Genomic DNA, 14701 nt, shown 5'->3' with positions numbered 1-14701 from the left:
GACCACTTTCGTGCACTGCGGATGAATGTACTCGCGCTACGCACGGTCGTACTCGCCGAGTGCGATCGCTTTTGCCACATGTTGCGCCGTCACGATGTAGTCGAGGGCCGACTCGAGAGTAATGTCGCCAACACCGTGCGCGGCCGCGTTACGCAAGGATGCCAACTCGAGGACCGCACCTTTGATGCTCGGCGGAAGGTCACTTCGCTGGAGGGCCGGTATCGGCGATCCGCGCCACGGAACGCCCGCGCGTGAGAGATACCTGCCGACCTCGCGCTCAACGTCGACGAACGCATTGATGACCCCGGCGCTGGGTTCGATGCGCGCCAGCTCGACGGGCTTGTCTGACGCAGACCGGTGGTCGCCAGCAGGAGCGGCATGGGGTAGACCACTCACCTCCTCCGCGAGCTTCCGCACCTCACTCGCCGACCATGCCGCTTCGACGCCGAAGCCCTTCACACTGGTCATCAAGGGAACTCGGTCGCGTATGGCCGCCACCAGCTTGACCAATTCTTTGCGGAAGATGATGACGATCGTGAAGACAATGATCGGCCATGCGAGAGACCCGGCAAGAGACGTCACGAAGTCGAGCCATTCCGAGGTTGACGCTGCACCATTGACAGGAGTCGTCGAGGCGGTTGTTGCTACCATAGGCCAAGCATAGGGGACACTGCACAGCCGTCCCCGTCAAAATCGAGAGAGGCTGATGGCGAGTTCAATGATCGTCGCGAAGAACGCATTGGCCGAACGGCCGTGCCTGGCATGAAGCCGCCGATCTATGACGATTGCGAGCGGACCGACCTCGCCCCGCAACGCAACGGCGAGACCTCGTTCGCGTTCTTCAATCGGGCAGGCGGCTCGCTGTGGCGGCACAGCCGAGCGCTTCATCAGGAGTGGGCTGACCGGCTCGGCGATCACGAGTACGCCGAGGTGAGGGCGGCGCTACGGTCGGACGACGCGCAGGCTCGAAGTGCCTTTTTGGAGTTGTACCTTCACGAGTGCTTGGTCCGCGGCAGCCACGAGGTCGTTATCCACCCCGAGCTTGGTCACTCCCCTCGCAGGCCCGATTTTCTCGCGTGCCGGGGTGGCTCGCGCGTCTTCATCGAGGCGATCGCACCTGGGCAGTCGCGCGACGATCGCGCCGAAGCCAATCGAATGGGTGCCCTACTTTCGGCGCTCGACCAGGTAGGCGACGACAACTTCGTCCTCATGACGACTTCGATTACGCAAGCCAGCAACAGCGCACCCGCCGGGAACTTCCGCGCCCAGATTCGGAGATGGCTCATGCAGCTTGACCCCGAATCGGTTGACACCGAAGATCTGCCTTCACGGACGTTTGAGCAGGACGGATGGAGCGTCACGATTAAGGCAATGCCTATCAAGCGCAACAACCGCGGTAACGCCAGGCGCTCCATCGGCGTCTACGCGCACGCTGATGCCCACTTCGTTGACGACGGGGCAAAGCTCGTCGCCGCCCTCGAGTCCAAGGCGAGGAGGTACGGCCATCTCGACGCGGCGTTCGTCATAGCTGTCGGCACAACTTCGTTCGATGAGAACGACAAATACGTCTTGAATGCGCTTTATGGCTCTGTGTCTTGGACACTCGACGGGCTCAACCCGGGCGAGGAGATCACATCACGTGGAGTCCGCAATCGTGACGGCTACTTCGGGTCACCGGGAGCTTGGAAAAATCGTCGGGTGTCGGCGGTCTTGATCGTCGATCAGCTCTCCCTCCACGACCCGACACGCGCTCGCGTATCGTTGTGGGCCCACCCCGACCCGCTGCACCCGCTACCAAACGAGCCGATGTTCCCCGGAGTGATTCACGAATGGAACGGTAAATTCACCGACAAGCGCGAAGCTCTCGATGCCCGCAGACTGCTCGGGCTCGCAGACAACTGGCCGCAGGGTCGCCGCTGGCAAGCCGATTGACCCCAGATGTCTCCCAGCCCAGGTGTTATGAGACGGTTTGGCTCCGAGACACTTCTCCAGCGGTTCGAACTTGAATCATGCCGTTCGGCTTGTGGCCAACGATCTAAGTTCCCCGCATGGGTTCAGAAGTTCGAGAGACCGACTAGGACCGCGAGGCAGGCAACTGCCGCGCTCGTTGCAAGTGCGGCTCGGATCGCCCACTTTACGTACTTGGCCTTTATCGTTGAAATCTTTGCGTTCGCGTGGATCTGATCAGCTAGGTCATTGATTAACTCCCCTGGATTAGCAGTAAGCTCATTCAGTACCCCCTGGAAACGGGGACGAGCACCTTCGAAGTGACGGGTGATACTGGCGAAAAAGATCCGATTGATGTCCTGTGGGTCCGCGTCCTTGTCGTTCACTCGCGGCGTGAGAGTCCAAGCACAGAGTGAGACGGTCGCGACCAGCAGGAGGCTCGCCAATACCACTAGCCCACCGAAGAGGGGAGTTCGGTGTTCGAACCCATTGACTAGGTTGAAGATCATCGTTCCGAGAACTCCGGAGAATGCGAGGGTGACAGCGGCCTTGGCATCAGAATGTCGTATCCATTCATTGATTAGTCCCAGCAACTTCCACGCCTGATCTGGATTCGGCTGCGGAGACGGAGCTGTCAGTGCGGCCGCGCGACGACGTCTGAGGGATTTTCGGGTCATAACGTGAACATACACGCCGTCTCCAGTTTCCACGCACCGTGAACATGCTCAAGATACTATGAGAATAGGCGGACAGCGGGATCTCTCTCGTTGTCGGGAAAATTTATTGACATGGAGCAACAAGTGGCCCTCAAAGATGAGCTGATGACCTATGTCAATACGGTCTTCACTGACTCGTGGACGCGCCGCCAAGGACAGAAGGTGCCGGAAGCTGAGGGTGTAAAGCTGACGAACGAAGCAGTCGAGCTTAACGCGACAGTGCTTTACGCAGATTTGGCCGGTTCCACTCAGATTGTTGAGACGAAACAAGACTGGGTAGCGGCAGATTTATATAAGTCCTACCTGTACTGCGCTGCGAAGATCATTAGATCGAACGGCGGAGTCATCACCGCCTACGACGGTGACCGCGTGATGGCGGTGTTTATCGGAGGGACGAAGAACTCCAGTGCGGCGAAAAGTGGACTCCAGATCAACTGGATGACCAAGAATGTCGTAATGTCACGCTACCGACAAAGGTTCCCGAAGACCACCCTCGAATTGAAGCAGCGAGTAGGTATCGACACATCGAAACTTTTCGTAGCTAGGACGGGTATCCGCGGCAACAACGACCTAGTCTGGGTTGGCAATGCGGCTAACCACGCAGCGAAGATGGCGGCGCTCGATCCAACGTATCCTACCTATATTAGTTCGGCTGTCTATGGGAGCCTATTGGACTGGGCAAAGTTGGGCGGAGAGGGCACCAAGCAGAACATGTGGACCACACTTGGCTCCACTGCACTCGGGTACTCGCTTTACGGATCAGCTTGGACATGGTCGGTCGCCTAGAAATGAAGGAAAATTGTGACGTTTGCTGATGAGCTCCGTGAATACGTGGCTAAGACTCATTTGACGACCTGGGGCCGTCGTGACGGTCAACAGGTTCCCTCAACTGAAGACATCACGCTTGGGAATCAAGCTGTCAATCTCGACGCCGTCGTACTTTACGCAGATCTGAAGGACTCAACGGGATTAGTGCATGGCTACAAAGACTGGTTCGCTGCCGAGATCTACAAAAACTATCTCTACGTCGTATCCAGGATCATTCGAGCGCTCGGAGGCGTGATCACCGCTTTTGACGGCGATCGGGTCATGGCGGTTTACATAGGAGATTCGAAGAACTCGAGCGCCGCCAAAACAGCACTTAAGATCAACTGGGCCGTAATCAACATCCTCCAGCCCGCAATAGACGCTCAATATCCAAACAACGTCTACAAGCTAGAGCAAAAGGTGGGTATCGCATCTTCGAAAACAATGGTCGCTCGGACAGGTATCCGCGGTAGCAACGACCTTGTCTGGGTCGGCAATGCTGCAAATATCGCCGCTAAGCTGGCTGCACTCAATCGTGGATACCCGTCGTACATCACTCAAGGAGTTTTCAACAAGTTGTCCGAGGAGACAAAGTACGGCGGAGAGCCCCCGCGGCAGATGTGGGTAGATCTAGGCAATTCTGATGGCCATGGTCAAATCTATGGGTCAACATTCTGGTGGGGGCTATAGGTACGTAGCCTGTTCACACCAGTGTTCCGTATAGCCGCCTAAACTTGGAAAGCCGAGGCACCGCCCAGCGATCATGGCCAGGCCGACCGGGGCAGATGCAAAGTTCCTGCCCTCGTTTCGAGCCGAAACTGAACTGTAAGTTCTCTGCAACCAATTTGTCTCTTATCCCTAGGCATATAAGACGTCTCGTCTGCTAAATGAGGCGCTCACCTGGTTCTCTTGAGGTTTCGACCTGTCTGCGTCTGGGCGATTCTCAATACTATGTATCGTAAGCGAACGAGCTCTCGGAGGTGCACGTCGCTAGTTATGAGACAACTAGAAGCGCCTGTATCGGCATGTTAGAAACCGAGATTGTTGAATGACCGTCTGGCGCTAAGCGCCCGCAAACCTGCGCCGAGATCGTGCTAGAGCTGTGTTTCTCTACGTTAACAAAAGCAGACCCTCACTCCTCAACGCGCTCAACCTTGCCGACGAGGAACACGTACGACAACACACCCACGACGGTGATCGCTGCCATGTAAACGAACGCCGGAGCGAAGTCGATGTCGGTGACGAGGAAGCCGATAACGATCGGGGTGGCGATCGACGAGAGGTTGCCGATGAAGTTGAACATGCCTCCGGTCAGACCCAACAGTCGCTCGGGGGCGAGAGCGGACACCAGTGACCAGGTGATCGAAGCAAATCCATTGCCGAAGAACGCGATCGACATGAACACGATGACTAGCGCAGTCGAATCCGTGTAGTTCGCCCCGAGCATGAACACCGTCATTGCCAGACCGATGATGATCGGCAGCTTGCGAGCCGTACCAAGCGTGAGGCCCTTCTTGACCATGAGGTCCGAGACCCACCCGGAAAGCAGCACACCAACGAGAGCCGCGATGAACGGCAGTGACGCCATGAAGCCCGACTCGATGTAATCCATCCCGCGATAGTCAACGAGGTACGTCGGGAACCAGGTGAGGAAGAACCACAGGGTCGAGGTCAGGCAGAACTGTCCGAGGTAGATGCCCCATAGCTTCCGTCGGGTCAGCACGACCTTGACGTCGGACCACCTGAGTTTCGGCTTGGTCTCCTTCTTCGTACCACTCTCGACATCGACTAGTCCCCCACCGGAGGCAATGAGATCGATCTCGGCCCGGTTGACCCCTGCCTTGTCCCGCGGCTCGCGATAGACGAACCACCAGATCGCTGCCCAGATGATGCCGACGACCCCGGTGAGGATGAACACCCAGTGCCAGGTGAGAACCGTCTGCAGCCAGGACAGTACGGGGGTGAGTAGTGCGAGGCCAATGAACTGCCCCGAGGTGTAGAAGGCGATGACCCTTCCGCGCTCTCGCTCCGGGAACCACGCGGTGGCCACCTTGTTGTTAATCGGGTAGGCGGGCGCTTCGAATCCGCCGACCAGAAGTCGGAGGATGATGAGGGCGACGAACCCGCCGGAGATACCCATGAAAAGCGTTGCCAGGGACCACAGCACCAAGCAGGAGGCATAGAGCACCCGTGGCCTCACCCGGTCCACGAGCCACCCGCCGGGCAGCTGCATCGCGGCGTAGGTCCACCCGAATGCAGAAAGCAGAAGTCCCTGCTGACCGGTGGTGAGATCGAATTCCTGAGACAGTGCCGGCATCGCAATGGACAGGTTGGCCCGGTCCATGTAGTTGATGACGACGGTGATGAAGAGCAGGAGCGCGATGATGTAGCGCATCCGTGTGGGCCGAGTGGTCATCTGTGTTTTCAGCTGAGTCATTGGTCTCTCCTCACCACTCCGCAAACGAGCCGTCGGCGTGACGCCAGATAGGGTTGCGCCACCGGTGGCCTTCGGCTGAGCGTTCGATGACGTACTCCTCATTGACCTCAATGCCCAGCCCGGGCCCGGAAGGGATGTCGATCATGCCGTCTTCGTAGTTGAACACCGTGGGGTCGGTGACGTAGTCGAGCAGGTCGTTACTCGTGTTGTAGTGGATGCCCAGACTCTGTTCCTGAATGAACGCGTTGTAGCTGCCGGCATCGACCTGCAGGCAGGAGGCGAGCGCGATCGGGCCCAAGGGGCAGTGCAGTGCGAGTGCGACGTCGTAGGCTTCGGCCATCATCGCGATCTTCCGAGTCTCCGTGATGCCGCCGGAGTGGGAGACGTCGGGCTGGATGATGTCGACCGCACCGGAGGCGATCACTTCGCGGAAGTCCCAGCGGGAAAACAGTCGCTCCCCCAGTGCTATCGGCGTCGGGGTGTTCGCCATGACGTCACGCAGCGAACCGAAGTGTTCGGAGAGCACAGGTTCTTCGATGAAGAGAAGTCGATAGGGTTCGAGTTCCTTGATGAGGACCTTGGCCATCGGCTTGTGTACACGCCCATGGAAGTCGATGCCGATGCCGAAGTCGTCGCCGGTGGCTTCCCGCACAGCCTGCACGTTTTCGATGACCTGGTCGACTTTGGTGTAGGAGTCGATGAACTGCAGCTCTTCGGTCGCGTTCATCTTCACGGCGGTGAACCCGCGGTTCTTCGTCTCCAGCGCCGCTGCGGCGGTGTCGCCAGGTCGGTCACCGCCGATCCATGAGTACGTGCGGATCCGATCCCGGACCTTCCCGCCGAGCAGCTGGTGCACCGGCTGTCCGAGCGCCTTGCCCTTGATGTCCCACAGCGCCTGGTCGATGCCTGAGATCGCACTCATGAGGATCGGCCCACCGCGATAGAAGCCACCGCGATACATGATCGTCCACAGATCCTCGATATTCGCTGGATCCTTGCCGATGAGCAGGTCGGAGAGTTCATCGACCGCGGCGGCAACCGTGGCGGCCTTGCCTTCGATGATCGGCTCGCCCCAGCCGACTATCCCTTCATCCGTCTCGATCTTGAGGAACAGCCACCTCGGCGGCACGGTGTACGTCGTCATCGACGTGATCTTCATTGGTCTGGCCTTTCGTCTGGTGTAGTCATCTGCTTGTCGTCGTTGGGTCAGTTGGCCTGGGCCCACGCCGAGGCGATCGCCTCGGCCCGGTTATGTACGTCGTCGGGGCGGTCGCCTCGGCGATAGAGCGAGGAACCGAGGCCCAGGCCGGCAGCACCGGCGTTGCGCCATTCGGCAGCGTTGTCGGGTCCCACTCCCCCGACGGGAAAGAGTTCGGTGCCGGCAGGAAGGACCTCGCTCCAGGCCTTCATACCGCTGATCCCGACCGCCGAGGATGGGAAGAGTTTGACCTTGGTGGCGCCTACCTTGATGGCGGCGAACGCCTCGGTCGGGGTCGTGGCTCCCGGGTACGGGGTGAGCCCCATCCCGAGCGCGGTCTTGATGACTTCGGTATCGGTGTCGGGTGCGACGATGATGCGGGCACCGGCTCGCTTGCAGTCGCGGACCTGCCGTGCGGTGAGAACCGTGCCAGCACCGATCTCCACCTCATCACCGAATCGGTTGACCAACGCCTCGATCGAAGCCAAGGGGTCCGGTGAGTTGAGCGGAACTTCGATGGCGGAGAACCCGGAGGCGACGATGCCTTCGGCGATGTCGAGGACCTCGTCAGAGCGAACCCCGCGGAGGATGGCGATGAGGCCGGTGGGAACTGTGTCAGTCATTGGTGGTCTCCTTGGTCGGCACGAGGCCGGATTGTGCGGCGATGCTGAAGAGTCCGGTGGCAGCGGCGCGCGGATCCGCTTCTGTCGTCTGTCGCCCGCATCGGCGGAGGGCGCGTGTGTATCGCATCGTCAGGTCTGCGGTTCCGCAGACGATGAAGGGGGCGGCAGAGTCGGCTGTTGTTGTGAGCTGGCCGGCCACCTCGGCGCCGATGAGCATTCCCGAAAGGTAGTCGTTGATTTCCTTCGCGTGCAGTCGTCCGTCGAGGACCCAGGTGCGTGCGGAGAAGATCGAGGAAGTGAGCGCGGCGGGGTCGTCACCTCCGACGCTCAATCCCCAGTCGAAGGCGTCGGGGTGGAAGTCATCGGTGGGTTCGGCCAGACGGCTGAGGATCGACGAGGTGCTCAGAAGGCCGAACATCTCTCCGCTCATCGCGGTGGAGAAGTCAGCCACGCGCTGGCCCTGGCACTTCACCCATTTGGTGTGCGTGCCGGGAAGGATCACTGTGGTCGCGTCGGCCTGCTCTGCGTCGAGCAGGCCGAGTAGTTGGGTCTCCTCTCCACGGATGACGTCAGGAGCCGTCTCTTCGGTCGATGTCTTCTGCAGCCCGGGGACGATGTGGAGTTCGCCTATGGACAGTTCGACCGACGTCAGATGCCTACCCAGGGCAGAAAGTTCGATGGGCAGGTCGAGGTAACCCGCCTCGGCGACTCCCTGGGTCGAACCGATCATTCCACAGGCGAGGAGAGGGAGGTGGCCGTGATCGCTGAGCCAGTCGCCGATGGCGGCGTGAGCGAGCCGGGAGAAGTCGCCTTTGAGGTCGCCGGTGTCCGGACCGACGGCCATGATCCCGTCTGATCCGTTGCGTTCAGCGAGGACGCCTCCGTCGTTGCCGATGAGGAAGGCTCGCAGTGAGCTCGTCCCCCAGTCGAGGCCGATCATCTGCGGGGCCTCAGGTGGTGCCAGTTTTGCCATAAGAGCCACTATGGGCAGGCGTTCCACCATGCGCCACCAGTGTCCCTATATGTGGGATAGGTGACATACTGGAGCGATGATCGAAGATTCTGGAACCGTTGTCAGCGATGCAATTCCCCAGGGCACCCAGACATTGGCCAGAGGTCTGCAGATCGTCAGCGCCGTCGCCCATGGGTCCACCACGTTGAAGTCCGTCGTCGACGCCACTGGAATCGGTCGATCAAGTGCGCACAGGATGATCCAGCTGCTGGTGCACATGGGTTATCTGCGGCACGGTTCACCGGGAGAGTTTCGTCTGGGACCCACTCTCATCGAGTTCGGCTTCACCGCGCTCAATCAGGATCCGCTGCCAGTCGTCGCCCGGGAGAGTCTTGAGGCTCTCGCTGAGCGGACTCAGGACACGATTCACCTCTCCGTCGAGGATGGTGAGTCGGTGCTCTATCTCCATAAGATTCCGGGGACTCGTGGTGCTGAGATGCGCTCTCGCATCGGCCACCGCATGCCGATGACTCGCACCGGTGTCGGGAAGGCGCTGCTGCTCGGACAGGATGACCGGTGGGAGCGGATTTTCACAGCCGAGAATCCGGGGGCAGACGCCTCGGCGGTGGAGGCATTCGTCAAACGTATGAACGGGTACACACACGACGGTGCCTCACTCGACCTCGAGGAGAACGAACCAGGAATCCGGTGCGTGGCCGCCCCGATCCGGGACGGCAGCGGAAGCATTGTCGCAGGAGTCTCGCTGTCGGCCACTCGTCCCTACATGCCGAAGGAACGGATGCAAGCGCTGGTACCGGTGATGAAGTCTGCGGCACGGGAGATCTCTCTGAGACTGGGGTATACCGGTGATCGCATTCGGGCGTGAAGATCAGGCACGTTCTAGTCGCAAGGAGCATTTGTGTCCTACATCCCGGTTGATCTGCACAAGACACTGACTCTCGCGCTAGCCTGAGTGAGTATTGAACAAGCTCAGCGAAGAGCACTCCGCTCATACGCGAAACCCTTGAGGAGACCGCCAATGACGCTCGGATCCACTGGCCAGATCGCCGCCCCCACCCGGAGCACCGGATCAGGACCCTACCCCAGGCTCATCCTCCGCGATGCCATGATCGTCGACGGGACCGGGGCTGCCCCATACGGGCCGGCGGACATCCTGATCGAAGACGACAGGATCACCGGAATCTGGGAACCGAACGGTGCGAGCAGCCTCACCGAACGTCCCTCGTCCGACGGCGCCGAAGTCATGGATCTCAACGGCTCCTACGTCTTGCCGGGTCTTATCGACTCTCACGCCCACATCGGTAAACCCGAGCAGGCCCCGAACGCCGACTATGTCTATAAGCTCTGGCTCGGCCACGGCGTGACCACCATCCGCGAACTCGGTGCGTTCAACGGCCTCGACTGGACCGTTTCCGAGGCCCGACGAGCCGAAGCCAACGAAATCGCGGCCCCGCGCCTGCACATCTATCCCGCACTGCGTGCCGGAACCCTCGACGGGCCCACCCCGGTCACTGCTGACGAGGCAACCGCGTGGGTCAATGAGGTCGCCGACCGCGGTGCGAACGGAGTGAAGTTCTTCGGCACCTCCCCCACTGTGTTCGGTGCCGCCGTCGAGGCAGCACAAGCACGTGGTCTGCGGACCGCATGCCACCACGACCAGCGCCGGGCCGCGCAGGTCAACGCCCTCACCTCGGCGAGGTGGGGACTGAACAGCATCGAACACTGGTACGGGATCCCCGAGGCCATGTTCCGCGACCGCACCCTCCAGCACGTACCCACCGACTACAACCACAACAGCGAACCCCAGCGCTTCAGCCAAGGCGCCCACCTGTGGCTGCAGACCGCCGAGCGCGGCAGCAGCGCCTGGCAGGAGACCCTCGCGGAGCTCCTCGAACTCGGAACCGCATTGAGCCCGACATTCAACATCTACATCGGCTCCCGCGACGCCGCACGAGTGCGCACCTCCGAATGGCACTCGGACTTCACCTCCCCCACTCTGTGGGAGTTCTTCCAGCCCTCGGCCGACAAACACGGCTCCTACATGGGCGACTGGACAAGCGAGGACGAGATCGCTTGGCGCCACGCCTACGTCAAATGGATGTCCTTCGTCAACGACTACAAGAACCTTGGCGGCTTGGTCACGGCCGGGTCGGACTCCGGTTTCATCTACAAGGTCTTCGGCTTCGGCCTCATCGAAGAACTTGAACTCCTCCTCGAAGCGGGGTTCCACCCGCTCGAAGTCGTCCGCTCCGCCACGCTGAGCAGCGCCGCGCTTCTCGGCATAGACGACGAGCTCGGCTCCGTCGAACCCGGCAAGATCGCCGACCTGCTCATCGTCAAGGACAACCCCCTGAGCAACTTCAAGGTCCTCTACGGCCACGGTCATCTCCGCGCCGAAGAGTCCGGCATCAACCGTGTCGGCGGAGTCGACTTCACTCTGCGCTCCGGCATCGTCTACGACGCCAGAGAACTCCGCGAGGAAGTGAAATCGATGGTCGCCGAGGAGCGAGCGGAGCAGCACTGAGCGACATAGCTCGACCCCGGCCGGATTCAGGTCCGACCGGAGTCGACGTAGTGAGAGGCGAGAACCTTAGTGGCCGGCGGCCGCCTGAGTCTGCCGATCGACGGCTGCCGAGCGGATAGCTGCACGCACGTGTGCCTGCAGCACGGTGAGCGGTACGCTGCCCATCCCGAGCACCGTGTCGTGGAAGTCCCTGATCGAGAAGTCCTCCCCCAGCGCCTCCTCGGCCTCCTGCCGCAGCTGTTGAATAGTCAGTTGCCCGAGGTAGTAGGCAGTGGCCTGCCCGGGCCAGGAGATGTAGCGATCAATCTCCGTGACGATCTCGTGTTCGGCGATCGCCGTATTGTCCCGCAGGAAATCCTGCGCCTGCTCCCGACTCCACCCCAGCGCATGCATGCCCGGATCGACGACGAGGCGCACGGCCCGCCACATCTGGAACGAGAGCATACCCATACGTTCGAACGGCGTCTCATACATCCCCATCTCATCGCCGAGTCGTTCGGTGTAGAGGCCCCAGCCCTCACCGAAGGCCGAGATATAGAGCCGCCGGAAGTCGGCGAGCTCGAGCTCCTCGGCCAGCGAAATCTGAAACGAATGTCCGGGCGCAGATTCGTGCAGGGTCAGTGCCGGCAGCGAATACAGTGGTCGCGCCGGCAAGTTGTACGTGTTGAGCAGGTACCGGTCGGGAGCACCCCGGCCGAACGTGTCGAATTTCGCGATCTCCGCCGGTGTCTCCATGATGGCGAAGCGCTGCTGCGGCAGACGCCCGAAGTACTGATGGACCACCCGGTCGAAGGCCTTGCACGTGTACGCGGCTTCAGACAGCAGTTGACGAGGAGTCGTTGCATAGAACTGCGGACTCGTGCGCATGAACTCGAACAGACCCGGCAGGTCGTCGGGATAGCCGAGCTCGACGGCGACGTCCTCCATCTCCTCCCGGATCTTCTTCACTTCGACCTGTCCGAGGTCGAAGATCTGCTGCGGGCTGAGGTCTGTCGTCGAATACTCCCTGATCTGGGACTGGTAGAACTCGATGCCGCCCGGCTGGTCGACTGCGGCGATAGACTCCGGCAGATTCGGCAGATACTCCGTTGTCAGGAATTCAAGGAGTCTCCGATAAGCGGGCACGACCTCAGCCGAAAGCATCTGAGCAGCCGCCTCGTGGAGTTCAGTTCGAACCTGTTCAGGCACGACCGCCGGGATTTTTCGGAACGGTCCGAAGAACGACAGCTCGGTGACGTCCTCGACCTCGGCGACGACCCGCACCGGTTCCTCTCGTCCGCTCATGCACACTCTGGCCGGCCCAAAGCCTCGAGCCACCCCGGCCCTCATGTTCTCGATCTGCTGATCGAAGAACCGTGGAATGTCGCCGAGCAAGCTGATGTATGCCCGAGCCGAACCGACGTCTTCTGGCACAAGACGGTAGGCGTCGAAGGCGAGCGTGCGCCAGAAGGCAGAATCTGCCGTGGCAGGTCTCTCCCACATCCGGTATCTCTGTGCCTCGACAAGGGTGACCAACTGCTGGCGGTAGACCTCTAAGTCGATAGTCTCTTCCACAGTGAGAGCATCGGTACTGACCGACTCGAGTTTGCCGAGTGTGTCCTCCCACATCTGCTGCCGACGCCGCTGCGAGGCTTCACTGACATCCGGCAAGAAGTCGACGACGGAGGCCTTCTGAGACAGTGATCCGAATTCGGCCTCTCTCCACGTCCACTCCGCGTTGATGATGTCGGCGAGCTTCCTGCCTTCGGCTGAAGCCCTTGCATGTGAGCTGCCTCGATCATGGTTCTCGGGCACGTCGATTCTCCTGTTCTCGATGATGATCGTCTTAGTGTGTTGCCGACCGGCTCAGTGCGCGTGACCGTCCGGCTCAGATGGGTTGGTTCGACTCAGGCTTGGCACCGTCTCCGATTGACCAAGCGACGAAGTCTGCGATATCGCGCAGCTGCTCGACCCGGACCTGCTGGTCGACATACATCATGTGTCCGGCCGGGTAATAGCGACGAACAATCTGATCATGGGACTCATCGGCAATGCGCAGATGCGCAAGCACATGCTCCGAGGCGGCAAACGGCGTCGCTGAGTCGTGATAACCGAACGCCACGTAGACCTTGAGATGCGGATTCATCCGCATCGCGAAAGCGAGATCTTCGGCAGTGTTGACGGTGGAGTTCTCGAACTCCTTGTACGACCATGGATGGACTCTGGATGTCAGCACCTCGTAGGTGAGGTCCGATTCGTATCCGAGTTCGGCACGCAGCAGATGATTGATGCCCACGGTGTAGGGATACTGGATCGCCGGATATGAAGGGTCGTCGCCGAGCACTTCTGAGGCGACCTTCCCCGGATGCGCGGTGAAGCGGGAATCCAAACGACCGATGCGCAGTCGCTGATCGCGGAGAAGTTCTGTGAAGAAGGTGAACTCGTCGATGCGAAGGTCAGCCAGCCGGACGAACTTCTCATCGATCCCGATGAGCTCGGCCACCTTCGCAGCTATTCGGGAGTGTTCGGAGGTCTCGAGCCGGTGTCCGCGCGCGAGCGCTCGGCTGAAGTCCCCATGGGCAAAATCCGTCGCCTCTGCGACGACATCTTCGAGCTCGCGCCCCGGATGTTTGCCGTGATAGTGCGCGATGGCGGCAAACGTCGGCAGGTAGTGGATGTAGGGAGCTTCGTTGCCTTCCGCGAAATCGATCGTGGCGAAATCGAGGACGGCCGAGATGAGGAGGATGCCGTTGAAGGCGATCCCGTGGCGTTTGGCCAGATGTCCGGCCAGGGCCGCTGCACGGGTGGTTCCGTAGGACTCCCCGGCGAGGAACTTCGGTGAGATCCACCGATTGTTCCGTGTCAGCCACAGCCGGATCGCCTCGCCGACGACGTCGCGATCCCCAGTGAACCCGTGGAAGTCCTCCGGCTTCTCCCCCTCTGCGGTGCGGGAGTATCCCGTGGTCACCGGGTCGATGAAGACCAGATCGGCGTGAGCCAGAGTCGTCTCAAGATTGTCGACGAGACCGTAGGGCGGCGGGGTGCGATCATTGACGTCGTTGGCCACCACCCGCCGTGGACCGAAGAGACCGATGTGCATCCAGGCCGATGACGATCCCGGGCCTCCGTTGAAGACGAAGACGACAGGACGCTGAGCATCCTGACCGTCTTCGGTGCCCTCGGTGATGGCGGTGTAGGAGGTGAGGAAGATCTGTGCCTTCGGCTTGAGACCGGCGAACACGCCTTCCTCGACGATTTCAGAGCCGATGACCATCCGGCCCGCCTGGGCCCGATACCGGAGCAGACCGGCGGGCAGCTGAAGTTCATGGACAGTGGTGACGAAGTCATCGACCGGCCGCGGTGGGTCTGCCGGCTGATTCGTGGGCTGTGACTGAGTCTGTGTGTCAGACATGATGGAATTGAGATCCTTCCCTGTGTGTGGAGATGGTGGAGAATCGGTGGTCGGTGTCGATGCTGAGCACCGAGGTGGTTGTGTC

At 60.6% G+C, this 14701-nt stretch carries 13 protein-coding genes; 5 read left to right on the top strand and 8 right to left on the bottom strand.

Annotated features, from left to right (window positions below):
• Positions 1-36 precede the first annotated feature (36 nt).
• A complete protein-coding gene (locus FO013_RS11240) occupies positions 37-651 on the bottom strand; it encodes a hypothetical protein (protein ID WP_143922622.1) in 615 nt (204 codons plus the stop codon).
• A 111-nt stretch (positions 652-762) separates the two neighbouring features.
• Here FO013_RS11240 and FO013_RS11235 point away from each other — a divergent pair, with 111 nt between their 5' ends.
• The gene (locus tag FO013_RS11235; RefSeq protein WP_143922621.1) at positions 763-1932 is read left to right on the top strand and encodes a hypothetical protein; all 1170 of its coding nucleotides are present in this window, start codon (positions 763-765) and stop codon (positions 1930-1932) included.
• 122 nt (positions 1933-2054) lie between these two features.
• Here FO013_RS11235 and FO013_RS11230 read toward each other — a convergent pair whose 3' ends face one another.
• The gene (locus FO013_RS11230; RefSeq protein ID WP_143922620.1) at positions 2055-2624 is read right to left on the bottom strand and encodes a Pycsar system effector family protein; all 570 of its coding nucleotides are present in this window, start codon (positions 2622-2624) and stop codon (positions 2055-2057) included.
• Between the two features lie 111 nt (positions 2625-2735).
• On the opposite strand from FO013_RS11230, the gene FO013_RS11225 reads away from it, so the two are divergent.
• Positions 2736-3449 carry an adenylate/guanylate cyclase domain-containing protein gene (locus FO013_RS11225; RefSeq protein ID WP_143922619.1) on the top strand — a complete coding sequence of 238 codons (714 nt, stop codon included), beginning with the start codon at positions 2736-2738 and terminating at the stop codon, positions 3447-3449.
• Positions 3450-3464: 15 nt separating this feature from the next.
• Positions 3465-4160: an adenylate/guanylate cyclase domain-containing protein gene (locus tag FO013_RS11220; protein ID WP_143922618.1), complete on the top strand. Its 696-nt coding sequence runs from the start codon at positions 3465-3467 to the stop codon at positions 4158-4160.
• A 442-nt stretch (positions 4161-4602) separates the two neighbouring features.
• Here the strand turns inward: FO013_RS11220 and FO013_RS11215 are convergent, their stop codons facing one another.
• The 4 genes from FO013_RS11215 to FO013_RS11200 are packed head-to-tail and all read right to left on the bottom strand — an operon-like array spanning position 4603 to position 8701.
• Positions 4603-5907: an MFS transporter gene (locus FO013_RS11215; RefSeq protein ID WP_143922617.1), complete on the bottom strand. Its 1305-nt coding sequence runs from the start codon at positions 5905-5907 to the stop codon at positions 4603-4605.
• 10 nt (positions 5908-5917) lie between these two features.
• Positions 5918-7132: a galactonate dehydratase gene (gene dgoD / locus FO013_RS11210; RefSeq protein ID WP_313900582.1), complete on the bottom strand. Its 1215-nt coding sequence runs from the start codon at positions 7130-7132 to the stop codon at positions 5918-5920.
• Positions 7114-7728 (bottom strand): 2-dehydro-3-deoxy-6-phosphogalactonate aldolase, encoded by a 615-nt coding sequence (locus FO013_RS11205; protein WP_143922615.1) that lies wholly within the window; start codon positions 7726-7728, stop codon positions 7114-7116. Before FO013_RS11205 ends, dgoD begins: the two co-directional genes overlap by 19 nt.
• Complete coding sequence (locus FO013_RS11200) at positions 7721-8701, bottom strand: 2-dehydro-3-deoxygalactonokinase (RefSeq protein WP_186293059.1); 981 nt, start codon at positions 8699-8701, stop codon at positions 7721-7723. The genes FO013_RS11205 and FO013_RS11200 overlap by 8 nt, the downstream gene beginning before the upstream one ends.
• Positions 8702-8777: 76 nt before the next feature.
• On the opposite strand from FO013_RS11200, the gene FO013_RS11195 reads away from it, so the two are divergent.
• Together FO013_RS11195 and FO013_RS11190 are read left to right on the top strand one after the other, a co-directional pair.
• Positions 8778-9566 carry an IclR family transcriptional regulator gene (locus tag FO013_RS11195; RefSeq protein ID WP_143922613.1) on the top strand — a complete coding sequence of 263 codons (789 nt, stop codon included), beginning with the start codon at positions 8778-8780 and terminating at the stop codon, positions 9564-9566.
• Positions 9567-9719: 153 nt separating this feature from the next.
• Complete coding sequence (locus FO013_RS11190; protein ID WP_143922612.1) at positions 9720-11225, top strand: amidohydrolase family protein; 1506 nt, start codon at positions 9720-9722, stop codon at positions 11223-11225.
• A 66-nt stretch (positions 11226-11291) separates the two neighbouring features.
• On the opposite strand, the gene FO013_RS11185 is transcribed toward FO013_RS11190, so the two are convergent.
• Positions 11292-13019, bottom strand: a complete 1728-nt coding sequence (locus FO013_RS11185; protein WP_143922611.1) for a DUF885 domain-containing protein — start codon at positions 13017-13019, stop codon at positions 11292-11294.
• Between the two features lie 73 nt (positions 13020-13092).
• A complete protein-coding gene (locus tag FO013_RS11180) occupies positions 13093-14616 on the bottom strand; it encodes a S10 family peptidase (protein WP_143922610.1) in 1524 nt (507 codons plus the stop codon).
• Positions 14617-14701 lie beyond the last annotated feature (85 nt).

The sequence above is a fragment of the Brevibacterium aurantiacum genome, from assembly GCF_007558825.1.
GTDB classification, from domain to species: domain Bacteria; phylum Actinomycetota; class Actinomycetes; order Actinomycetales; family Brevibacteriaceae; genus Brevibacterium; species Brevibacterium aurantiacum_A.
This window is presented reverse-complemented; position numbering and strand designations above follow the sequence as displayed.

Excerpts from the sequence above, each read along its gene's own strand:
- FO013_RS11240 (WP_143922622.1), bottom strand. The coding sequence starts at position 651 with ATGGTAGCAACAACCGCCTCGACGACTCCTGTCAATGGTGCAGCGTCA.
- FO013_RS11235 (WP_143922621.1), top strand. The coding sequence starts at position 763 with ATGAAGCCGCCGATCTATGACGATTGCGAGCGGACCGACCTCGCCCCG.
- FO013_RS11230 (WP_143922620.1), bottom strand. The coding sequence starts at position 2,624 with ATGACCCGAAAATCCCTCAGACGTCGTCGCGCGGCCGCACTGACAGCT.
- FO013_RS11225 (WP_143922619.1), top strand. The coding sequence starts at position 2,736 with ATGGAGCAACAAGTGGCCCTCAAAGATGAGCTGATGACCTATGTCAAT.
- FO013_RS11215 (WP_143922617.1), bottom strand. The coding sequence starts at position 5,907 with ATGACTCAGCTGAAAACACAGATGACCACTCGGCCCACACGGATGCGC.
- FO013_RS11205 (WP_143922615.1), bottom strand. The coding sequence starts at position 7,728 with ATGACTGACACAGTTCCCACCGGCCTCATCGCCATCCTCCGCGGGGTT.
- FO013_RS11200 (WP_186293059.1), bottom strand. The coding sequence starts at position 8,701 with ATGGCAAAACTGGCACCACCTGAGGCCCCGCAGATGATCGGCCTCGAC.
- FO013_RS11195 (WP_143922613.1), top strand. The coding sequence starts at position 8,778 with ATGATCGAAGATTCTGGAACCGTTGTCAGCGATGCAATTCCCCAGGGC.
- FO013_RS11190 (WP_143922612.1), top strand. The coding sequence starts at position 9,720 with ATGACGCTCGGATCCACTGGCCAGATCGCCGCCCCCACCCGGAGCACC.
- FO013_RS11180 (WP_143922610.1), bottom strand. The coding sequence starts at position 14,616 with ATGTCTGACACACAGACTCAGTCACAGCCCACGAATCAGCCGGCAGAC.